Source organism: Nitrospirillum karajorum, from assembly GCF_036348415.1.
GTDB classification, from domain to species: Bacteria; Pseudomonadota; Alphaproteobacteria; order Azospirillales; family Azospirillaceae; genus Nitrospirillum; species Nitrospirillum amazonense_B.
The window spans coordinates 1,532,699-1,553,338 of the sequence record NZ_JAZBQB010000001.1 but is presented as its reverse complement, the minus strand read 5'-3'; the positions used below and the strand labels follow the sequence as shown (position 1 = coordinate 1,553,338).

General features: G+C 67.2%; 17 protein-coding genes. 11 read left to right on the top strand and 6 right to left on the bottom strand.

Features of this window, described 5'->3' with window-relative positions; all coding sequences use genetic code 11:
* The first annotated feature begins 14 nt into the window (after positions 1-14).
* Positions 15-1,484, top strand: coding sequence for a metallophosphoesterase (locus UCD39_RS06780; RefSeq protein WP_330495285.1), 1,470 nt, complete (start codon positions 15-17; stop codon positions 1,482-1,484).
* Positions 1,485-1,733: 249 nt separating this feature from the next.
* Positions 1,734-2,111: a porin family protein gene (locus UCD39_RS06775; protein ID WP_330495284.1), complete on the top strand. Its 378-nt coding sequence runs from the start codon at positions 1,734-1,736 to the stop codon at positions 2,109-2,111.
* A 69-nt stretch (positions 2,112-2,180) separates the two neighbouring features.
* Here the strand turns inward: UCD39_RS06775 and UCD39_RS06770 are convergent, their stop codons facing one another.
* The gene (locus UCD39_RS06770; protein ID WP_322485056.1) at positions 2,181-2,654 is read right to left on the bottom strand and encodes a hypothetical protein; all 474 of its coding nucleotides are present in this window, start codon (positions 2,652-2,654) and stop codon (positions 2,181-2,183) included.
* A gap of 340 nt (positions 2,655-2,994) precedes the next feature.
* Here UCD39_RS06770 and UCD39_RS06765 point away from each other — a divergent pair, with 340 nt between their 5' ends.
* Positions 2,995-3,183, top strand: a complete 189-nt coding sequence (locus UCD39_RS06765; protein WP_330495283.1) for a hypothetical protein — start codon at positions 2,995-2,997, stop codon at positions 3,181-3,183.
* A gap of 4 nt (positions 3,184-3,187) precedes the next feature.
* Here the strand turns inward: UCD39_RS06765 and UCD39_RS06760 are convergent, their stop codons facing one another.
* Genes UCD39_RS06760 through UCD39_RS06745 form a run of 4 tightly spaced genes read right to left on the bottom strand, consistent with a single transcriptional unit; the run spans position 3,188 to position 9,185 of the window.
* Complete coding sequence (locus UCD39_RS06760) at positions 3,188-5,284, bottom strand: 3-hydroxyacyl-CoA dehydrogenase NAD-binding domain-containing protein (protein WP_330495282.1); 2,097 nt, start codon at positions 5,282-5,284, stop codon at positions 3,188-3,190.
* 33 nt (positions 5,285-5,317) lie between these two features.
* On the bottom strand, positions 5,318-6,496 hold the full coding sequence (bktB, locus tag UCD39_RS06755; protein ID WP_330495281.1) for a beta-ketothiolase BktB: 1,179 nt from the start codon (positions 6,494-6,496) through the stop codon (positions 5,318-5,320).
* Between the two features lie 29 nt (positions 6,497-6,525).
* Positions 6,526-8,361, bottom strand: a complete 1,836-nt coding sequence (locus UCD39_RS06750; RefSeq protein ID WP_330495280.1) for an acyl-CoA dehydrogenase — start codon at positions 8,359-8,361, stop codon at positions 6,526-6,528.
* 26 nt (positions 8,362-8,387) lie between these two features.
* Complete coding sequence (locus UCD39_RS06745) at positions 8,388-9,185, bottom strand: SDR family oxidoreductase (RefSeq protein ID WP_145729347.1); 798 nt, start codon at positions 9,183-9,185, stop codon at positions 8,388-8,390.
* Positions 9,186-9,476: 291 nt separating this feature from the next.
* Between UCD39_RS06745 and UCD39_RS06740 the strand changes: the two genes are divergently transcribed.
* The 8 genes from UCD39_RS06740 to UCD39_RS06705 all read left to right on the top strand — a co-directional run bounded on the left by UCD39_RS06740 (position 9,477) and on the right by UCD39_RS06705 (position 17,724).
* Positions 9,477-10,244: a FadR/GntR family transcriptional regulator gene (locus UCD39_RS06740; protein WP_330495279.1), complete on the top strand. Its 768-nt coding sequence runs from the start codon at positions 9,477-9,479 to the stop codon at positions 10,242-10,244.
* Between the two features lie 587 nt (positions 10,245-10,831).
* Positions 10,832-11,791, top strand: coding sequence for a ubiquinol oxidase subunit II (cyoA, locus tag UCD39_RS06735; protein WP_330495278.1), 960 nt, complete (start codon positions 10,832-10,834; stop codon positions 11,789-11,791).
* Between the two features lie 3 nt (positions 11,792-11,794).
* Complete coding sequence (gene cyoB, locus UCD39_RS06730) at positions 11,795-13,774, top strand: cytochrome o ubiquinol oxidase subunit I (RefSeq protein WP_330495277.1); 1,980 nt, start codon at positions 11,795-11,797, stop codon at positions 13,772-13,774.
* A gap of 4 nt (positions 13,775-13,778) precedes the next feature.
* Complete coding sequence (gene cyoC / locus UCD39_RS06725) at positions 13,779-14,414, top strand: cytochrome o ubiquinol oxidase subunit III (RefSeq protein ID WP_145729343.1); 636 nt, start codon at positions 13,779-13,781, stop codon at positions 14,412-14,414.
* Complete coding sequence (gene cyoD / locus UCD39_RS06720) at positions 14,414-14,797, top strand: cytochrome o ubiquinol oxidase subunit IV (protein ID WP_330495276.1); 384 nt, start codon at positions 14,414-14,416, stop codon at positions 14,795-14,797. Before cyoC ends, cyoD begins: the two co-directional genes overlap by 1 nt.
* A gap of 218 nt (positions 14,798-15,015) precedes the next feature.
* The gene (locus UCD39_RS06715; protein ID WP_330495275.1) at positions 15,016-16,344 is read left to right on the top strand and encodes an ATP-binding protein; all 1,329 of its coding nucleotides are present in this window, start codon (positions 15,016-15,018) and stop codon (positions 16,342-16,344) included.
* Positions 16,331-16,888: a response regulator transcription factor gene (locus UCD39_RS06710; RefSeq protein ID WP_330495274.1), complete on the top strand. Its 558-nt coding sequence runs from the start codon at positions 16,331-16,333 to the stop codon at positions 16,886-16,888. The genes UCD39_RS06715 and UCD39_RS06710 overlap by 14 nt, the downstream gene beginning before the upstream one ends.
* Positions 16,889-16,959: 71 nt before the next feature.
* Positions 16,960-17,724: an SDR family NAD(P)-dependent oxidoreductase gene (locus UCD39_RS06705; protein ID WP_330495273.1), complete on the top strand. Its 765-nt coding sequence runs from the start codon at positions 16,960-16,962 to the stop codon at positions 17,722-17,724.
* On the opposite strand, the gene UCD39_RS06700 is transcribed toward UCD39_RS06705, so the two are convergent.
* On the bottom strand, positions 17,714-20,566 hold the full coding sequence (locus UCD39_RS06700) for an ATP-binding protein (RefSeq protein WP_330495272.1): 2,853 nt from the start codon (positions 20,564-20,566) through the stop codon (positions 17,714-17,716). The genes UCD39_RS06705 and UCD39_RS06700 overlap by 11 nt on opposite strands.
* Positions 20,567-20,640 lie beyond the last annotated feature (74 nt).

The following is a 20,640-nucleotide window of genomic DNA, read 5'->3' as shown; positions in this document are numbered from 1 at the left end:
GAAAGAGGCGCACCATGTCCAGCTCCCCGACCTTCGCCATCGTTGGTGATTTTGGATCTGGCGGGGTCGATTGCGATGGCAACACGGACACCGTCAGCGCAACCGCGGCGTTGGGCGTGGCACAAGCCGTGACCTCAGCAATGCCGGCTGCTGATGGAGGCTTCATTATTTCCTTGGGCGACCAAGTTTACCAACCTTGGGTCCACGGCGACGAAAATGAACCTGCGACCCCTACCGAATATGAGGCCGCAATTGGCGCCACTTATGGCGCCTATATTGACTATACCAATGTTCCTAGTGCGTATATTGGGTCGAATACCGGAAAAACCATGCAGCTATTCCCCGTTATTGGGGATCACGATTGGTGGAAACAGCAACAACGGGGTGGGTTAATCAACACGGTGACCGATTCCACCGGGATCATCTATGAAATGTCCGCGCCGGCACCATCCGGCGAGCCAACGGACAATTATCAGAGCTATTTCGCCGGCTTGGGATTGCCCGTCGGGGCGCCCGGTGACGACAGCAACGGCGAAAGCGCGTGCATTCGCTATTACGACCGTGTCCTGGCAAATGGACAAATTCATCTTTTCGTGTTGAGCAATGATCCTAACGAAGTGGCGCTCGGTACCTTGAGCATGACGGCGCTTGAATTCTGCGCCCCGGAGCCGAACCTGTCGTCTCCCCAGATCACATGGTTCAAAAGCGCTCTCTCAAACTCCACCGCGACCTGGAAGATCGTGGCCATGCACCAACCCCCGTACACGACCTCAGACCCCAGTGCAGGCGGCCACTATCCTACCCGATATTTCCAACTCGTCGACTTGGTGGCGAACTCAGTGGGCAAGACCGTGGATCTTGTCTTGGCGGGCCATGTGCATTCGTACGAACGGCTGCAAGGCGTTGATACATCTGGCGGCCTGACGACCTACATCGTCAACGGCGCGGGCGGCTCACCGGAATCATTCGCGAAGTTCTTGTCGCAAACGAATCCCGATATGCAGCCCCCGGCGGTCAGTCCCGTCCAGGTATTCGGCTATTACGGCTATCAACTTGCGACGGCGACTTCGTCTACCCTGTCCCTCCAGTTTTATGGGTCGCCGGATCCAGCCAATAGCCAGAAAACCGACCCCGCTCCGCCCTGGTCACTTTTTGACAGCGTCATGATCGTGAAACCGGGAACGACCCTGGACGTGTCTGACATCGCGACGGCGCAGTCTATCGGCCTTGTCGTTCAGGGCGCCACGACCCTGCAAACCGGCGGCGCGACATCAACCTTGTCTCTGAGCCTCTTCGGGCCGGGCGACATCACGGTCACCGGCGGCGGCACCTTGAGCTTCGAGAATCCCGTCTCCAGCCCAATGTCCTTAACGGGGCCCCACGCTTCTTACAACGCCATGCCCTCCCTATACACCGGAACCATCACTGCGGACAGCGGAACCACCATCAATTTCTACGGCGAGACGATACCGGCCAGTTCCTGATCGCTGATCATGGCCGGCGGGCGTGACCCGCCGTTAGGCGCGCCCCCCAGCGCGCCCATATTGAAAAGCCCAGGACGTTCCCCGACGTCCTGGGCTTTCGCATGACCAGTACGCGCGACTTGCGCACGTCCATTCGATCAAGCCGCATGCTATGATCAAATCCAATTCCTACAAAAATGCACAGCAGCGGATCATCGACAAAAGCGCTGCATTTAAAGATATTTTCAAATTCTTGAAGCCCTATTTAGTTTGCCCCTGCGGGCCGGATCGACCGATATTGGCGGCTATACCCTGGCCTTCGTGAACAATAGCGCCTTCGTCCACGACAAGATCATCCAGGTCGCCTGGACCGGCGCCCGCTACGCCGTCACGCCCAAGGTGGATTTGGCGGCGGGCTACTACCACTATGGCCAGAACAGCTTCGGGGCCAAGAGCTGCGCCGACGCCAGCGCCGCCACCTGCTCCGGCACGCTGAACGCCTATTCCCTGGTGGCGGATTACCGCTTCGCCCGCCGCTTCGACGCCTATCTGGGCGTCATGTACTCCGAGGTCGCGGGCGGCTTGGCGGCCGGCTACCTGCACACCGACAACATCTCCCCCACGACGGGGGTGCGCTTCAACTTCTAACGCCGGCTTTACATAGAGCATACCGGAACCGATGCGGGCGGCGGAGGCCGCCGCCCGCGAACCGGCGCCTCAGTAGCGGTCCTCATCGATCCGCTTGTCCATGATGGCGTGCTCCACGGCATGGCGCGCCTCTTCCAGGTGATGGAAGGCGGCATTGCGCCAGCCCGCGGCGTTCGGATTGTCCTCTTCGGACCGCAGGTCGCGCTCGGCGGAGGCGATCAGGTCCCGCGCCTTGCTCAGGCGGCCACGGTGATTGATGTTGGCGTCGATGGGCGGGTTCCAGTTGGGGTCCTTGCCATCGTCGTAGCTGGCGTGGCGAATTTCGCCAATCGCCCCGTTCACATGATCAATGGCGAAGAACTGGTCGCGCACCACGTTGTATTCCGCCGGGCGGTCCAGCAGGGCGCGGGCCAGGCGCAGGTCCGACAGGGCATGCAGATAGGCGGGATGGGCCGGCTGCGCATGCGCCGGACCGGGGACGGTGGCGCAGGCCGAGGCGGCCATCAGAACCAGGGCGGCGCCCAGGGCTTTCACATGCTTCATGATATAGTGCTCCTTCCTTCCAAACGGCGGTTAACCCCTGGCGGGGTCCGCCTGTCGTTCGCCCACCCACGGTCGGGGCGGATTGGAGCCTAAATGGGGCGCGATGGCGGCGTGTCCACGGCGGCGTCCGCGCCAAAACCGCGCACCCCGAGGCACACCCAGGGCGGAGCGGCCTCGCCGGAAATCCATCTAATCAACTGATATCATTTGGATTTCGACTCGAGTGGATCGTTTCCACGCGGGCCATCCAAGCCATGGGCCGGCGACGGGACGCCTCATTCCCGCCGTATCACCGGACGAGAACCGTTCCGCGAACGATCAACATGAGGTGCCCGGCACCATGGAAAGCACCGTACTATTGGGCAGCCTGTCGGGGCTGATGAGCGCCTACAACCTGTCCCAGGGGCAGTTGGGCTGGTCCATGCTGCTGGCCCTGAAGCAGACCTTGGACCAGCGCCTGGCACCGGACGCCCTGAGGGCCGAGGGAGCGGACGTCGCCGAGGGCGAGAGCCCCGGCCCCCTGTCCTGACCCGTCAGGCCGTCAGGCGGCGGCCTGCGCTGGCCTTTTCCCACAGTAGGGGGGCCGGCCGCCAGAACTGTCCCTGATACCCATCCAGGAAGCCTTCCATCAGGCGCAGAACGTTCTCCAGCCCCAGGCTGTCGGCATGGTACATGGGGCCGCCCTTGTGGGCCGGGAAGCCATAGCCGTTGAGATAGACGACGTCGATGTCCGACGCCCGCTGGGCGATCCCCTCCCCCAGCAGGGCCGCGCCCTCGTTGGCCAGCGCCAGCAGGCAACGGGCCACGATCTCCTCATCCCCGATGACGCGGGGCGTCAGGCCGAAATCCTGGGCCACCTCCTTGGCGTGGGCCTGGGCCAGGGCGTCGATTTCCGGGTCCGTCTCCCGCGCGCGGGTGGCGGGGTCGTATTGGTAATAGCCCTTGCCCGTCTTCTGACCATAGCGGCCCAAAGCGCAGATCTTGTCCGGGAAGGTGGAATAGGGCCGGTCATCCCCCGCCGCCCGGCGCCCGGCCCGGATGGCGCGGCCGATGTCGTTGCCCGCCAGATCCATCATGGCGAAGGGCCCCATGGCCATGCCCCAGCGCTCCAGCGCGCCGTCCACATGCCAGGGCAGCACCCCCTCATCCACCAGGAAATAGGCCTGGCGCAGGTACTCCTCCACCATGCGGTTGCCGATGAAGCCGTTGCAAACGCCGGCGACCACCCCGACCTTGCCCAGCTTGCGCGCCAGCGCCATGGCCGTGGCCAGCACCTCGGGCGCCGTCTCGGCCCCCCGCACCACCTCCAGCAGGCGCATCACCGGCGCCGGGCTGAAGAAATGCAGGCCCACCACCTGCCCCGGCCGGCCGGTGACGGCGGCGATGGCATCCAGGTCCAGGGTGGAGGTGTTGCTGGCCAGGATGGTGTCCGGCCCGCACACCTTGTCCAGGGTGCGGAAGATGTCCTGCTTCACGCCCATGTCCTCGAACGCCGCCTCGATCACCAGGTCGACGGCCGCGGCGGCAGCCAGATCGGTGGCGGTATGCAGGCGGCCCAGGCGGCGGTCGCGCTCCGCCTCGTCCAGGCGGCCCTTGGCCAGGGCGGCGTCATAGCCCTTGGTGATGCCGGCCAAGCCCTTGCGCACCGAGGCCTCGTCCCGGTCCAGCAGGATGACCTCCAGCCCGGCGTTGGCCGCCACGGTGGCGATGCCCGCCCCCATGGTGCCGGCGCCGATCACGGCCACGCGCTGAACGCTGCGGGGCTGGACATCCGGGGCCAGGCCATCGATGCGGGCAGCACGGCGTTCCGCGAAAAAGGCATATTGCAGCGCCTTGGATTCCGGCGTCACCACCAGGTCGCGGAACAGAGCGAATTCCCGCTGCAGGCCCTGGTTGAAGGGCAGCTCCACGGCCGCCCGCACCGCCTCGATGCAGGCCAGCGGGGCGGGCAGCGGGCGCTTCAGGCCGTCCACCTGGCGCTGGAACCAGTCGGCCCCGGCATCCGCCGGCAACTCGGCCCGGCGCAAGGACAAGCGCGGCTTGGCGCCGTCGCGCGCCGCCTGCCGAGCCACGGCGACGGCATCCTCGATCAGGTCGCCCTCGGACAGCGTGGCCAGGCCCAGCCGGGCCGCCGTGGGCGCGTTCACCGGCGTGCCGGACAGGACCATGTCGAGCGCCGCCTTCACCCCAATGGCGCGCGGCAGGCGCTGGGTGCCGCCCGCCCCCGGCAGGATGCCCAGCTTCACCTCCGGCAAGCCCAGGCTGGCGTTGGCCGCGACCACGCGGTGATGGCAGCCCAAGGCCACCTCCAGCCCGCCGCCCAGGCAGGTGCCGGCGATGGCGGCCACCACCGGCTTGGCCGCCTGGTCCAGGTCGATGATCACGTCGGGCAGGGTGGGCACGGCCGTGGCCCCGCCCCGCGTGCCGGCAGCGAATTCCTCGATATCCGCCCCCGCCGAGAAATGGCGCGTACCGCCGGTCAGCACCACGGCCTCCACGTCCGGCCGGGTCATGACCATGGCCAGCGCCGCGCGCAGGTCACGGCGCAGCGCCAGGTCGAAGCTGTTGACGGGCGGTCGGTTCAGGGTCAGGACGGCGACGCCGTCCCTGATGTCGATCTGCACCGGCATGGCGTAACGCTCCTTGGTTCCCGGGGAAATGGCTCAGACGGACTCGATCAGGGCGGCGATCCCCTGCCCGCCGCCGATGCACATGGTAACCAGGGCGCGGCCCCCACCGATACGGCGCAGTTCATAGACCGCTTTCACCAAATTGATGGCGCCGGTGGCGCCCACCGGATGGCCCAGGGAAATGCCGCTGCCGTTCGGGTTCACCCTGTCAGGATCGAAGCCCAACTCCCGCGCCACGGCGCAGGCCTGGGCGGCGAACGCCTCATTGGATTCGATGACCGCCAGGTCGGCCACTGACAACCCGGTGCGGGCCAGCAGCCGGCGCGTCGCCGGGATGGGGCCCAGCCCCATGAAGGCCGGCTCGACACCGGCATGGGCATAGCCCACCAGCCGGGCCAGCGGCGTCAGCCCCAGGCGCCGCACCGCCTCACCCGACGCCAGCACCACGGCCGCCGCGCCATCGTTGATGCCGGAGGCGTTGCCGGCGGTGACCGTGCCATCCTTGCGGAACACGGTCCGCAACTTGGCCAGGTCCCCGGCGGTGAGGTCGGGGCGCACATGCTCATCGGTGGCGAAGGACACCGTCTGGCGCTTCACCGTCACCTCGACGGGCAGAATCTGCGCGGTGAAGCGCCCCTCCGCCTGGGCGCGGGCCGCGCGGCGGTGGCTTTCCAGGGCCAGGGCGTCCTGCTCGTCCCGGCTTATGCCGTAACGCTCGGCCACATTCTCCGCCGTGACGCCCATCAGGCTGCGGTCGAAGGGGTCGGACAAGGTGCCGTTCAGCGCATCCACCACCCGGGCGTCGCCCATCTTGCTGCCCCAGCGGGCGTCGGGCAGCAGGTAGGGCGCGCGGCTCATGCTCTCCGCCCCGCCGGCCACCGCCAGGTCGCACTCGCCCAGCAGGATGCCTTGCGCCGCCGACACCACCGCCTGCAGGCCGGAACCACAGAGCCGGTTGACGGTCAGGGCCGGCACCTCGACCGGCAATCCGGCGCCAATGCCCGCCACGCGGGCAAGGTAGGCATCGCGCGGCTCCGTGGGGATGACCTGGCCGAAGACGACATGGCCCACGGCCTCATTGGCGACGCCGGCGCGGTCCAGCGCCGCGCGGGCGACCTTGGCCGCCAGGTCACCCGGCGTCAGGTCCTTCAACGCGCCGCCGAAATCGCCGATGGCGGTGCGCACGCCGGAAACGATGTAGACCTCGGTCATGGTGCTGATCCTGTCTGCTGGGGCGCCGCTTAAAAGGCGGCGGGGTCGATGGTCTGGGTCAGGTCGCTGCGCCGGCCGACGATGCCCAGCCAGACATCAATGCGCGGCACCTCCGTCTCGAAGAAGAAGCGGCAGGCGGCCAGCTTGCCGGCGCGGAAGGCTGCCTCCTCCGCGTCGGGTGCGGCGTCCAGGGTGCCGGCCACCAATGCCTGGTCCAGCCACTGCCAGGCCACCAACGCATGGCCGAATGCCGAGAGGAAGGGGGTCGCCTGCGCCAGGCTGGCGGCATCGTCGCCCGCAGCCTTCAGGTGGCCCACCAGGGCGCCGATGCGGGCCCAGGTGACGTCCAGCACATGGGCGAAGTCGGCCAGGGCCGGCAGATGGCGCGCCCGTTCCACCGTGGCCTGCACCCGGCGGCGCAATATGGCCAGCGAGGCGCCGTCGTCCCGCAGGGTCTTGCGTCCCATGAGGTCCAGGCCCTGGATGCCGGTCGTGCCCTCATGGATGGGGTTCAGGCGGTTATCGCGGTACAGCTGTTCCACATCGAAATCGCGGGTGTAGCCGTAGCCGCCATGTACCTGGATGGCCAGGTCGTTGGCCGCCAGGCCCCATTCCGCCGGCCAGGTCTTGGCGACAGGCGTCAACAACCCCAGGAGGCTGCCGGCCTCGGTCCGCCCCTCGGCCGGGCCATGCCGTTCCTCATCCACCAGGCGGGCGCAGTACAGCACCAGGGCCAGCGCCCCCTCGGCATAGGCCTTCTGCGCCAGCAGCAGGCGGCGCACGTCGGGATGGTCGATGATGGCGATGGGGGCGCCCCCTTTTTGGGCCGCCAGCGGCCGGCCCTGACGCCGGTCGCGCGCATACTCCACCGCCAGGCGATAGCCGCGATAACCCAGCATGGCGGCACCCAGGCCGACGGAGATGCGGGCGCTGTTCATCATCTGGAACATGATGGGCAGGCCCTGGCCCACCCCGCCGACGCGATAGCCCACGGCGCCCGCCTCGCCCCCCGGCCGGTGGTGCGCCCCCTCGCCGAAGTTCAGCAGGCAGTTGGCGGTGCCGCGATAGCCCATCTTGTGGTTCAGGCCGGCCACCACCACGTCGTTGCGCTGGCCGGCGAAGGCCGACCCGTCCACCAGCACCTTGGGCACGACGAACAGGCTGATGCCCTGGGTGCCGGGGATCAGCTTGCCATCAGGGCCGGGCACCTTGGCCAGCACCAGATGGATGATGTTGGCGCTGGCGTCCTGGTCGCCGCCGGAGATCCACATCTTGTTGCCGAACAGGCGATAGCGGGGGCCCAGCTCATCGCTGCCGTCCGGCACGGCCCGGGTGGCGATGTCGGCCAGCGACGACCCCGCCTGGGGTTCGGACAGGCACATGGTGCCAAAGTAGCGGCCCTGGATCTCCGGCAGGGCGCAGGCCCGCACCAGCGCCGCGCCGGCGTAGCGCACCAGCAGTTCGGCATTGCCCATGGTCAGCATGGGATAGGCGGCGGTCGCCACGTTGGCGGCCATGAACTGCGCCATGGCGGCGCTGTAGGCCAAGTGGGGCAACTGCAAGCCCCCCACCTCGGCATCGAAGGGGGCGGCGAACATGCCGACCTCGGCGAAGGCCGCCAGCGCCTGGTGGATGGCGGGCAGGATGCGCACCTGCCCGTCCACCAGATGGGGTTCGTGCTGATCCGCCGCCTTGTAATGGGGCAGGAAGGTGTCGGCCGCCACGCGGCCGGCGATGTCCAGCATGGCGTCCACGGTTTCGCGACCATGGTCCTGGAAATGCGGGTAGGCCAGCAGCCCCTCCAGGGACAGCCAGTCGTGCAGGAGGAAGCCAAGGTCGCGGGCGCGCACCGGGGGCGTGGTCATCGTCGTCGTCCCTTCCCTCGCCGTGCTCAGATGACGCTGACGCCGCCGTCCACCGCCAGGATCTGGCCGGTGATGTGCCCGCCGGCGGGCGAGGCCAGCAGCAGGGCCGCCCCCTTCAGGTCCTGGTCATTGCCCAGCTTGCCCAGGGGCGTGCCGTCCACCAGGTCGGCCTCATGCTTGGCCAGGGTGCCGCGCGTCATCTTGGACGGGAAGAAGCCGGGCGCCAGGGCATTGACATTGATGCCGAGGGGGCCCCACTCCGCCGCCAGCACGCGGGTCATGTTGACCAGGGCGCCCTTGGTGGTGCCATAGGCGACCGTGCCCATCATGCGCGGGTGGTGCCCCTGCATGCCGGCGATGGAGGCGACGTTGACGATGCGCCCCCGCTTCAGGGGCAGCATGGCGGCCCGCGCCACCGCCTGGGTCAGGAAAAAGACCGCGTTCAGGTTCAGGTCCACCACCTTGGCCCACTGTTCGGGCGTGTGGTCCTGCGCCGGGGCGCCCCAGGTGGTGCCGGCATTGTTGACCAGCACGTCGATGCGCCCGTGATCGGCCATCACCTTGTCCACCAGCGGGGCCATGGCCTCCTGCCGGCTGAGGTCGGCGGGGATGGCGCTGGCGGCGATGCCCTGCCCCGCCAGGTGGGCGACGGCGGACGCCAATTCATCGGCCTTGCGCGCCACCAGCACGGGATGGGCACCGAACTCGCCCAGGGCCTCCGCGATCTGCAGGCCCAGGCCGCGCGAACCGCCGGTGATCAGGGCGACCTGGCCCGTGAGGTCGAAAAGGCGATGCAGGGCATCCGTCTTGGCGGCAGCGGACATGATGGGCGTTTCCTCCTGTCGTCGGCGCGTTCCGGATGCGTTGCCGGCGCCGGGTTCTCCCCCGCGCCGGCACCCTCGGCATCCTGCGCGTGGCGAAACTGTATGTCATTGTTCGTTTGTTGGACAATTGAAATATCACGCTGAAAACGCGAGACTAATTCCGGCCGGCGCCGGCGTGTGCTAAAGGGCCGGCCGGCGACAGGGCTGCAGTCCACTGCCGCCTGGGTTTTCATCGGCGCTCAGGGCAGTTTCGGTCCTAGAGCGGGTTGCGGGCAAAGGGGCATTCGGCGCATGGCGTTCGCACGGCTGGCCATCCTGCCCACCTATAAGGTGGTCAGCGACACCATAGAGCGGGAGATCCTGGCCGGCCGGCTGGCCGCCGGCGACATCCTGCCGACCGAGACGGAATTGGCCGACCAGTTCGGCGTGACCCGCCACACGGTGCGTGAGGGCATTCGCATCCTGGAACAGAGCGGGCTGGTGCGGCGGGAAGCGGGACGCCGCCTTTATGTGGCCGAGCCCCATTACGGCGACCTGGCGCCGCGCCTGTCCCGCGCCATGGTGATGCAGCGCGTCACCTTCCGCGAGTTGTGGGAGGTATCCATGGACCTGGAGCCCAGCACCGCCGCCCATGCCGCCACCCGCATCGATGCCGGCCGGCTGGCCCAGTTACGCGCCAATGTGGAGGCGACGGAGCAGGCGGTCGCCGCCGGCGCCTCCGTCATCCCCCTGGACGTCGCCTTCCACATCCTGGTGGCGGAGGCGGCGGGCAACCGCGCCCTGCTGCTGGCGCGGGAACCGGTGACGCAGCTGTTCTATCCCGCGCTGGAACGATTGTTCCGCCATCCCAAAACGGCGGAGGTCGGCCCCCGTCGCCTGGTGGAGGCGCACCGCCGCATCGTCGAGGCCCTGTCCGACGGCGACGCGGAGGTGGCGCGGGAGTGGATGCGCAAGCACATGGTGGATTTCCGCCGGGGCTACGACACCGCCGGCCTGGACCTGGACGACGCCCTGGAAGCCACAGCCGCCCCGCCGGCGCCGGGCCCCTCCCGACGCTGATTTGCCACCTTGCGGCGAGACATCAGGCCATTTCGCGCACGCAGCAATTGCGGACTCAACCACGATCCGGGCCATTAAGAAGCCGCTAACCATAAACCGTTGGTGGTGCAGGGGAATTCCGAATCGGTGGCGACAATGCGCCCGGTGGTGGCCGCCCCCGTCCCCCTTAACCACGCGCAATGCCCGAGGCAGGGACACGGCAGGCTTACGCCGTACGCATGTCACAGGATGGCAAATCTGTTTCTGGCACGACCGTTCGCCGGAAGAATCATAAAAAGTCTTTCTAATACAAAGCGCTAACCTGTTGAACGAATCTCGCGCCCGCGCATACGCGGACAGGAAGGCCGCGCGCCCTTGGACCAATTGTCCAATCCCCCCTACACAATGAACTCGATAAATGACGCGGCGAAGGTCTAGTTCTTTTGCAGTGCGGAACCTCACACGGCGGTGCCAGGTGGTACGCCTTGCGTAGAGGCCATCCGGGCCTTCGGACGCAAGCGACGCCACAACCCAGGCGCGCCGCCGGCGAGACGCTCAAAAATTAGAATCATGAGTTGACGATCCCATCACGGCTTTACGTGGACAGAATGACTGCGACCCTTAGAATTTTGCGGAACCTTCGCGGCCGCACAAAATCCCTGGCGGCACTCCTGGCCGCAGCCCCCCTGCTCAGCGGCTGCGACATGGCCCTGCTGGACCCGGCGGGCCCCATTGGTGCCGAGGAAAAGTCGATCATCATCCTGGCCACGTGCCTGATGCTCATCGTCGTGATCCCCGTCATCGCCATGGTCTTCCTGTTCGCCTGGCGCTACCGCGCCTCGAACAAGAACGCGACCTTCAAGCCGGAGTGGGATCACTCGTCCAAGATCGAGGTGGCGGTGTGGGGCATCCCCTGCGTCATCATCGCCATCCTGGCCTATGTCACCTGGGTGTCCTCGCACACGCTGGAGCCCAGCCGGGAACTGGTGTCGGACAAGAAGGCCGTCGAGGTCGAGGTGGTCTCGATGGACTGGAAGTGGCTGTTCATCTACCCCGACCTGAACGTCGCCTCGGTGAATGAGCTGGCCTTTCCCGCCGGCACCCCGGTGCATTTCAAGCTGACCTCGGCCACGGTGATGAACTCCTTCTTCATCCCGCGCCTGGGCAGCCAGATCTACACCATGCCCGGCATGGAGACGAAGCTGAGCCTGGTGGCCGACGCCGCCGGCGACTTCGACGGCCTGTCCGCCAACTACAGCGGCGGCGGCTTCTCCGACATGCATTTCGTGGCGCACGCCATGACCGACGAGGCCTTCGCCCAGTGGGTGGAGAAGGCGCGCGCCGGCGACGGCAAGCTGACGATGGCCAAGTACCGGGAGCTCGCCAAGCCCAGCGAGAAGGACCCGGTGACCTATTACAGCGAGGTCGAGCCCACGCTCTACCACGACATTCTCAACAAGTGCTCGGACGGTTCCACCTGCATGGACGCCGCGGTCAGCCTGGCGATGGCCAAGGAAGTGGCCGGCGGCGACGTGCAGCTGTGCAATCCCGCCAAGCCGAGGGGTTAATCCATGTTCGGTAAACTGACTCTCGAGGCCATTCCTTACCACGAGCCCATCATCATGGGCGCCGTGGCGATGATGGTCCTGGGCGGTGCCGCCCTGGTGGCGGGCATCACCTTCTTCCGCCTGTGGGGCCCGCTGTGGTCCAAGTGGCTGACCTCGGTCGACCACAAGAACATCGGCATCATGTACATCATCCTGGCGCTGGTCATGCTGCTGCGTGGCTTCGCCGACGCCGTGATGATGCGCACCCAGCAGGCGATGGCCTCCACGGGCGCCGCCGGCCCCCTGCCGCCCGAGCACTTCGACCAGATCTTCACCGCCCACGGCGTCATCATGATCTTCTTCATGGCGATGCCCTTCATGGTCGGCCTGATGAACATCGTCGTGCCGCTGCAGATCGGCGCGCGCGACGTGGCGTTCCCCTACCTGAACAACCTCAGCTTCTGGCTGACGGCCGCGGGCGCCCTGCTGATCAACATTTCGCTGGCGGTGGGTGAGTTCGCCCGCACCGGCTGGCTGGCCTACCCGCCGCTGTCGGAGCTGCAGTACAGCCCCGGCGTCGGCGTCGACTATTACCTGTGGGCCCTGCAGATCTCAGGCGTCGGCACCCTGCTGGCCGGCGTGAACATGATCACGACCATCCTGAAGATGCGGGCGCCCGGCATGACGCTGATGCGCATGCCGATCTTCACCTGGACCACGCTCTGCTCCAACATGCTGATCGTGGCGGCCTTCCCCATCCTGACGGCCACGCTGGCGATGCTGTCGCTGGACCGTTACCTGGGCATGCACTTCTTCACCAACGACGGTGGCGGCAACGCCATGATGTACGTGAACCTCATCTGGGCCTGGGGCCATCCTGAGGTGTACATCCTGGTCCTGCCGGCCTTCGGCATCTTCTCCGAAGTCATCTCCACCTTCTCGTCCAAGAAGCTGTTCGGCTACACCTCGATGGTCTACGCCACGGTCTGCATCACCGTGCTGTCGTTCATCGTGTGGCTGCACCACTTCTTCACCATGGGCGCCGGCGCCAACGTGAATGCCTTCTTCGGCATTTCCACGATGATCATCTCCATCCCCACCGGCGCCAAGATCTTCAACTGGCTGTTCACCATGTACCGCGGCCGGGTGCAGTTCACCGTTCCGGTGCTGTGGACCCTGGGCTTCATGGTCACCTTCGTCATCGGCGGCATGACCGGCGTTCTGATGGCGGTGCCCGCGGCCGACTTCGTCCTGCACAACAGCCTGTTCCTGATCGCCCACTTCCACAACGTCATCATCGGCGGCGTGCTGTTCGGCTACCTGGCCGGCTTCACCTACTGGTTCCCCAAGGCCTTCGGCTTCAAGCTGAACGAGACCCTGGGCAAGGTGTCGTTCTGGTGCTGGCTGGTCGGCTTCTACCTGGCCTTCATGCCCCTGTACGCCCTGGGCCTGATGGGCATGACCCGCCGCATGAACCACGTCGACAACATCGTCTGGCACAACTACCTGCTGGTGGCGGCCCTGGGTGCGGCGATCATCGCCTGCGGCATCGGCGCCTTCGTCCTGCAGATCCTGGTCAGCGTGTTGAACCGCAAGGCGCTGCGCGACCTGACCGGCGACCCGTGGAACGGCCGCACGCTGGAGTGGGCCACCTCTTCCCCGCCGGCCTTCTACAACTTCCCGCAGACGCCCGTGGTCACCGCCCGCGACGCCTTCTGGGAGCAGAAGCAGGCCACCGGCGCCGGCCTGCAGCCGCTGCCCGCCTACAGCAAGATCCACATGCCCCACAACACGGGCACGGGCGTCATCCTCGGCGGCTTCATCGCCGTCCTGGGCTTCGCGCTGATCTGGCACATCTGGTGGCTGGTGGTCGCCGCGTTCGCCGCCGCCGTCGCGGTCGGCATCGGCCACACCTTCAACGAGAACCGGGACTACTACGTCCCCTCCGAGACGGTGGCCGAGACTGAGCGCAAGTACTTCAAGCAACTGACGTCGCAGGTCTAAGACGATGAGCAACGCACATTCCGTCGCGGCCGCCGACGCGGCCCTGCTTCACGGCGTGGAGGCTCATGACGAGCACCACGACGACGGATCCAAGACCACGCTGGGGTTCTGGATCTACCTGATGAGCGACTGCATCCTGTTCGCCGCCGTGTTCGCGGCGTTCGCGGTGCTGCGCGGACAGACGGCCGGCGGGCCGGATGCCAAGGAGCTGTTCAGCCTGCCCTACGTGGCCGGTGAAACCGCCTTCCTGCTGGTGTCCAGCTTCACCTACGGCATGGCCATGATCGCCGCCGAGAAGCAGAAGCAGTCGGCCACCCTGCGGTGGCTGGGTGTCACCCTGCTGCTGGGCCTGGGCTTCATGTTCATGGAACTGCATGAGTTCGCCGAGCTGATCGGCGAGGGTGCGGGCCCCGACCGGTCGGCCTTCCTGTCGTCGTTCTTCACCCTGGTCGGCACCCACGGCCTGCACGTCCTGTCCGGCATGGTCTGGATGGTGACGCTGATCGCCCACGTGCTGCGCCGTGGCCTGACCCACGCCAACATCGTCCGCCTGACCTGCCTCAGCCTGTTCTGGCACTTCCTGGACATCGTCTGGATCGGCGTGTTCACCATCGTCTACCTGTCGGGAGTGGCCGCGTGATGGCTACCGCACACACCACTGCTCACGGCCATGATCATGGCCACCATGGCGCCCATCACGGCGAAGGCGCTCACGGCAGCGTGAAGTCCTACGTCGTCGGCTTCGTCCTGTCGGTCATCCTGACCGCGATCCCCTTCGGCCTGGTCATGTCCGGCGCCCTGCCGGCCGGGACCGCCATCCCGGTGTGCTTCGGGCTGGGCATCGTCCAGATCCTTGTGCACCTGGTTTACTTCCTGCACATGAACAGCTCGTCGGCCCGGTCCTGGAACATGGCCGCCTTCCTGTTCACGCTGCTGATCGTCGCCATCCTGGTGGTCGGTTCCTGGTGGGTCATGCTGCACCTGAACGCCAACATGATGCCGGGCGCCATGCCCATGGAGTAAGGCGTCTTCCCCGGGGGTGGGGTGGATCACCATCCCTCCCCTCCCCCGGGACGCTTCCTGAGCTTCCCCGCCGTCGACCACCGTCAGGGCGACCACGAGACCACCCCGGCCCCTGCGGCGGGATGGCCCCGTGGTCGCCTTCGTCATTGCCGGCCCCCCGTTGAACCGCTAGTCCTACCGGAAAAGACATCCGTCACCCGGGGAGGACTAGGGACAGGATGGAAGAGATTTCGATCCAGGACACGACCAACAAGAAGAACCTGCTGCTTCTTGTCACCCTGCGATGGCTGGCGGTCGGCGGTCAGGTGGCGACCATCACCATGGCCCAGGCCTGGTTCGACATCGACCTGCCGCTGATTCCCATGGTCGGGGTCATCCTGTTCCTGGTGCTGCTGAACCTGGTCAGCCTCTACCGCAGCCGCACCTGCACCACCGTCACCAATGCCGAGCTGTTCCTGGCCATGCTGCTGGACGTGGCCGCCCTGACGGTGCAGCTATATTTGAGCGGGGGCGCCACCAACCCCTTCGTCTCGCTATTCCTGCTGCAGGTCATCCTGGGCGCCGTGCTGCTGCAGCCGCCCCTGACCTGGACCCTGGTGGGGCTGACCAGCGCCTGCTTCGTCGGCCTGACGGCCTATCACCGCGACATCGCCCTGTTCTCCCAGGGACTGGCCTCGGCCGGGGGTGCTTGGCCCCGGGTGTTCGACCTTTACCTGGCGGGCACCTTCATCTGTTTCCTGCTGGCCTCGGTGCTGGCGGTCAGCTTCGTCACCCGTATCAACGGCAACCTGCGCCAGCGCGACGCCCGCCTGTCCGACCTGCGGCAAAAGTCGGTGGAGGAAGACCACATCGTGCGCATGGGTCTGCTGGCGTCGGGTGCCGCGCATGAATTGGGCACGCCGCTGGCCACCCTGTCGGTCATCCTGAACGACTGGCAGCACATGCCCGCCAACACGCGGGACGCCGAACTGCTGGATGACGTGGCCGAGATGCAGGCGGCGCTGGCCCGCTGCAAGGAGATCGTGTCGCGCATCCTGCTGACCGCCGGCGAAGCGCGGGGCGAAGGGGCGGCGCGCACCACGCTGGTGCGGTTTCTGGACACCGTGGTGGCGGACTGGCGCCAGGCGCACGCCGACCGGGCCATCGACTACACCAACCACATCACCGACGATGTGGCCATCGTGTCCGATACCGCCATCAAGCAAAGCCTGTTCAACATCTTCGACAACGCGCTGGAGGCCAGCCCCACCTGGGTCGCCATCGACGTCGCCTGCCATGACGGCGTGCTGACCGTGACGGTGCAGGACCGGGGCCCCGGTTTCGCGCCCGACATCCTGGCGCGCTTTGGCAAGCCTTACCAGTCCACCAAGAACAAACCTGGCCGTGGCCTTGGCCTCTTCCTTACGGTCAATGTGGCGCGCAAACTGGGTGGGCGGGTAACCGCCGACAACAACCCAGCCGGTGGCGCCACCGTGGAACTGCGCCTGCCCATCGACTCGCTGATAATCGCGGATGGGGTGATCGAGGATGCCGATGACGGACGATAACCTTATTGCCGACGATGACGCCCCCGTCCTGCTGATCGTGGAGGACGACCCCTCCTTCGGCCGCGCCTTGAAACGGTCGTTCGAGCGGCGGGGCTATCATGTGGTCAGCTGCGACCGGGCGGAGGCCCTGGCCGACCTGCTGACCAACGAGGCCCCGGATTTCGCCGTGGTGGACCTGAAGCTGGCCGGCGCGTCGGGGCTGGAGTGCGTGAAGATCCTGCACGCCCACGATCCGGAGATGAAGATCGTGGTGCTGACCGGCTTCGCCAGTATCGCCACGGCGGTCGAGGCCATCAAGCTCGGCGCCTGCCATTACTTGGCCAAGCCCTCCAACACCGACGATATCGAGGCCGCCTTCGGCCGCACCGAAGGTGACACCGGCGTCAGCCTCAGCAGCCGCACCACCTCCATCAAGACGCTGGAATGGGAACGCATCCACGAGACGCTGGCCGACACCGGCTTCAACGTCTCCGAAGCCGCCCGCCGCCTGGGCATGCACCGCCGCACCCTGGCCCGCAAGCTGGCCAAGCAACGGGTGAATTGACCCGACCGATTTTTGGTTGACGCCACAACCTTCCGGGCAGGAAATGACCCGACCAAAAAATGGGAGGGGTCATGGATCTGTTCAGCCTGGCGGGCAAGCGCGCGCTCATCACCGGTTCGACCCGTGGGCTGGGGCACGCCATCGCCCTGGAAATGGCCCACGCGGGCGCGCAGGTGGCGATCTCCAGCGAGGTGGCCGACGATTGCGCGCGGGTGGCGGGGGTATTCCGGGATGATGGTCTGGCAGCCCTTCCCCTACCCTGCGATGTCGGCGACGACGCGGCCCTGGACCGCCTGGCGGACGGTGTCGAGACCCAAATGGGCGGTGTCGATATCCTGGTGTGCAACGCCGGCCTGAACCTGCACAACGGCCCCAGCGCCACCACGCCGGACGATGCCTATGACCGCATCATGGCCATCAACCTGCGCAGCGTCTTCCGCCTGTGCAACCGCCTGGTGCCGCCCATGGCCGCGCGGGGCGGCGGTGCCGTGATCCTGATGTCCAGCCTGTCCGGCCTGCGGGGCAACCGCAGCCTGGGCGCCTATTCCCTGACCAAGGCGGCCCTGGCGCAGATGGCGCGCAACATGGCGGTGGAATATGGCCCCGGCAACGTGCGGGTCAACGCCATCTCCCCTGGGCTGATCGACACCGATCTGGCGGCGGTTTTCAAGGCAGACCCGGCCCGACTGGAAAAGCGCCTGGCGCAAACGCCCTTGCGTCGCATGGGCACCCCGCGGGAGGTCGCGGGCACCGCGGTCTATCTGGCCTCGGCCGCCGGCGCCTTCGTAACCGGCCACAACCTGGTCGTGGACGGCGGCACCCTGATCACGGATTGAGGCGCGCCAGGAGGGCGCGGGCCTGCCGCAGATCGGCGGTGCCAAAGCCCTCGGTGAAATGGCCGTAGGTGGTGGCCAGGATGGCGGGCGCATCCGGCGCCAGGCTTGTGTCCAGATGCAAACGGGCCAAGTCGATGGCCAGCCGCAGCCGCCACGACCATGCCCCCTGCTCCGCCGCCAAATCCAGGGCTTCGCGATAGAGCGCGTCCGCCCCCGCCGGATCGCCATACCGAACCAGCATCAGGCCGCGCAGGCGCATCTGTTCCGGCAACGCCCAGCCCTCTTCGTTGGCGCGGGCGCGGGCTATAGCCGTGTCAATCATGGCCAGTCCTCCCGAAACATCGCCCGCCATGGCCATGGCCATGGCCGTTTCCCGCACCAGGATGCCATAGCGGGCATGTAAGGGATCGCCCAAGGCAGCGACGGCGCGGCACAGTTCGTCCAACAACTCCGGCCCACCCCCCTCCTTCAGGCGGAGAATCAGGTCGAAGCAACGGGCCCAGGATTGCCACACGGACAGGCCGTGCCGATCCGCCAGCATGAGCAGCAGGTCGGTGTGCCGCCGGGCGGCGGGATGATCGCTCATCAGCATGGCCTGGGGACAAGCCGCCTGACCCAGCACGGAGCAGGTGGTGTAGACGTGGTCCATCGCCGCCGCCTGCCGTAGGGAGAGGCGCAACTGATCCATTCCTTGATCCACCTCGCCCTGCAGCCAGAGCACGCCGGCCAGCATGCTGCGCGCCATGATCTCCTGGTCAAGCTGGAAGCGGACGCTGGGCCCGCTGTCCGTCTGCGCCAGCGCAGCCTCGATATGGCGGCGGGCGCCTGCCGGGTCGCCCAGAATGTAGTATGCGGCCCCCACCATGCGCTCCGTCATGGCCGTGGCAGAGCGGTCGGGGCCGCCCGTCGACTCCTCCCGCATGCGGTGGGCCAAATCCAATGCCCGGCGAATGTGGCCCTGGTTGAAGTGTACGGAATAGAGGCCCAACTGCGCCTGCAGCCGGCTGTCCCCGTCGCCCAGCCGTATCGAAGCGGTGAGGACATTGGCCCACAGGCGCTCAAGGTCCGGTGGCGCCAGATCGCCCATCACCGTGGCGGCCATGGCCCGCAGCACATGAAGGTCCAGATCTTGCCTATCGTCGGCGAACGGCACCCGGCTGGCCAGGGCAGGAATCAGCCAGCGCTGGCACTCCGGCCACAGCGAAAGGCACTTCCACAAAGGCGCCACGGCCAGGATCAGCGCCCGCCCCATGCGCACCCCCTCGTCCCCGGCGGGGCCCTCGCTCGAGCCGAAGCACCAGTCAAGCGCCTGGCGCACGTTGTCGATCTCCATCCCGTGACGGCGCATCATGTCACTGGGGGACGTGGTGCCCCAGTCCGACAGGGCGGCCTGGAAGAGGCGCAGGTAATGGGTGGCATGGGCCACCCGGGTTTCGGCGGCCAGGCCGCTGGCGTCCAGCCACTCCCGCGCATAAACCCGGATCGTGTCCAACAGGCGGTAGCGCGGCTCCGCCCCCCTATGGTCAGCCACCACCAGGGACTTGGCTACCAGTTCGTCCAGGACTTGGGCGCTGGTCCCTTCGCCATCAAGATCCCGCGGGGAGACCACCGCCGCCACCGCCGCCTGGTCGAACCCGCCGACGAAAACAGACAGGCGGTTCAACACAGCGCGCTGCGCGCCCGACAACAGGGTGTAGCTCCAATCGAAGGCGGCGCGCAGGGTCTGATGCCGGGCGGCGGCCGTACGGCGCCCCCGGACCAACAAACCCAGATCGTCCAGGCGCTGGGCGACGCCGGCGACGCCATAGGCGGCCACCTGGCCGGCCGCCAGTTCCAGGCCCAGGGGGATGCCGTCCAGGCGCCGGCAAATCTCCGCCACGGTCCGCGCGTCGGCGCCATCCAGCGGGCCGCCCCCGGTGACCGCCGCCGCCCGCTCCGTGAACAGCCGCACGGCGGCATGCGCCCAAATCTGGGCGACATCACCATCCCGGGTCCGGGGCGGCACCGCCAGCGGCGCCAGCGCGTGCAAATGCTCCGCCGTCAAGCCCAGGGGCTCCCGGCTGGTGGTGAGGATATCCACGCCGGACGCGGCGGGCAGCAGGGCACCAACCAAGGCGGCCGCGGCCACGGTCACCGTCTCGCAGCTATCCAGGATCAGCAACATCCGCCGGGGCTTGAGGAAGGCCAACAGCGCCGGCAACGGGGCGGCGGCCTGTATCTGGGGCGCCAGACGACCGGCGACGATGCCTGCCACCAGCGCGCCGTCGTTCACAACCGACAGGTCGATCAAGGCGACACCATCGGGATAGCGGTCGGCCACGGTGGTGCCGACGGCCAGGGCCACGGTCGTCTTGCCCATGCCCCCGGGGCCGACGATGGTAACCAGGCGCTGGCGCCCCAAGCGCGCCGCCAACGCGGCGATGACCTCGCCCCGTCCCAGCGGCGGGGTCAACTGGCGCGTCAGGGCGAAGGCGGCGACGGCTGGGGACGGCGGCGGCGGGGCGCCCTCCCCCTCGCGCAGCACTTGGGCGATGAAGCGATACCCCTGGCCGGGGACGGTGCTGACATAGGGCCCGTCGTCCCCCTGCTGACCCAACGCCCGGCGCAGCTGCGCCATTTGGACCCGCAGGTTGTTTTCCCCGACATGAAGGCCGGGCCAGACCTGCGCCTCCAGCTCCTCGCGATTCAGCACCTCGCCAGCGCGTTCGACCAAGGCCAGCAAGAGATCGAGCGCTCGGCCGCGCAAGGCGATAGGCTGGCCCGCCGTCAGTAATCGGCGGGCGGGATAGAGGCTGAAGGAACCGAAGCGGAAGACGGTTTCAGCGAGGGCGACGGCAGGCATGGGAAATGGCCTCGATTGCGGCGCCTATCGGAGCAAAATTGGTTAACAAACGCAATCGCATCCCGGTGAACCTG

What these genes read in the sequence shown, in the direction of transcription:
- UCD39_RS06740 (WP_330495279.1), top strand. Translation starts at nt 9,477, where the DNA reads ATGGCGTTCGCACGGCTGGCCATCCTGCCCACCTATAAGGTGGTCAGC.
- UCD39_RS06760 (WP_330495282.1), bottom strand. Translation starts at nt 5,284, where the DNA reads ATGCCGGTGCAGATCGACATCAGGGACGGCGTCGCCGTCCTGACCCTG.
- UCD39_RS06745 (WP_145729347.1), bottom strand. Translation starts at nt 9,185, where the DNA reads ATGTCCGCTGCCGCCAAGACGGATGCCCTGCATCGCCTTTTCGACCTC.
- UCD39_RS06700 (WP_330495272.1), bottom strand. Translation starts at nt 20,566, where the DNA reads ATGCCTGCCGTCGCCCTCGCTGAAACCGTCTTCCGCTTCGGTTCCTTC.
- bktB (WP_330495281.1), bottom strand. Translation starts at nt 6,496, where the DNA reads ATGACCGAGGTCTACATCGTTTCCGGCGTGCGCACCGCCATCGGCGAT.
- UCD39_RS06765 (WP_330495283.1), top strand. Translation starts at nt 2,995, where the DNA reads ATGGAAAGCACCGTACTATTGGGCAGCCTGTCGGGGCTGATGAGCGCC.
- cyoD (WP_330495276.1), top strand. Translation starts at nt 14,414, where the DNA reads ATGGCTACCGCACACACCACTGCTCACGGCCATGATCATGGCCACCAT.
- cyoB (WP_330495277.1), top strand. Translation starts at nt 11,795, where the DNA reads ATGTTCGGTAAACTGACTCTCGAGGCCATTCCTTACCACGAGCCCATC.
- UCD39_RS06715 (WP_330495275.1), top strand. Translation starts at nt 15,016, where the DNA reads ATGGAAGAGATTTCGATCCAGGACACGACCAACAAGAAGAACCTGCTG.
- cyoC (WP_145729343.1), top strand. Translation starts at nt 13,779, where the DNA reads ATGAGCAACGCACATTCCGTCGCGGCCGCCGACGCGGCCCTGCTTCAC.
- UCD39_RS06710 (WP_330495274.1), top strand. Translation starts at nt 16,331, where the DNA reads ATGACGGACGATAACCTTATTGCCGACGATGACGCCCCCGTCCTGCTG.
- UCD39_RS06780 (WP_330495285.1), top strand. Translation starts at nt 15, where the DNA reads ATGTCCAGCTCCCCGACCTTCGCCATCGTTGGTGATTTTGGATCTGGC.
- UCD39_RS06770 (WP_322485056.1), bottom strand. Translation starts at nt 2,654, where the DNA reads ATGAAGCATGTGAAAGCCCTGGGCGCCGCCCTGGTTCTGATGGCCGCC.
- UCD39_RS06750 (WP_330495280.1), bottom strand. Translation starts at nt 8,361, where the DNA reads ATGACCACGCCCCCGGTGCGCGCCCGCGACCTTGGCTTCCTCCTGCAC.
- cyoA (WP_330495278.1), top strand. Translation starts at nt 10,832, where the DNA reads ATGACTGCGACCCTTAGAATTTTGCGGAACCTTCGCGGCCGCACAAAA.
- UCD39_RS06705 (WP_330495273.1), top strand. Translation starts at nt 16,960, where the DNA reads ATGGATCTGTTCAGCCTGGCGGGCAAGCGCGCGCTCATCACCGGTTCG.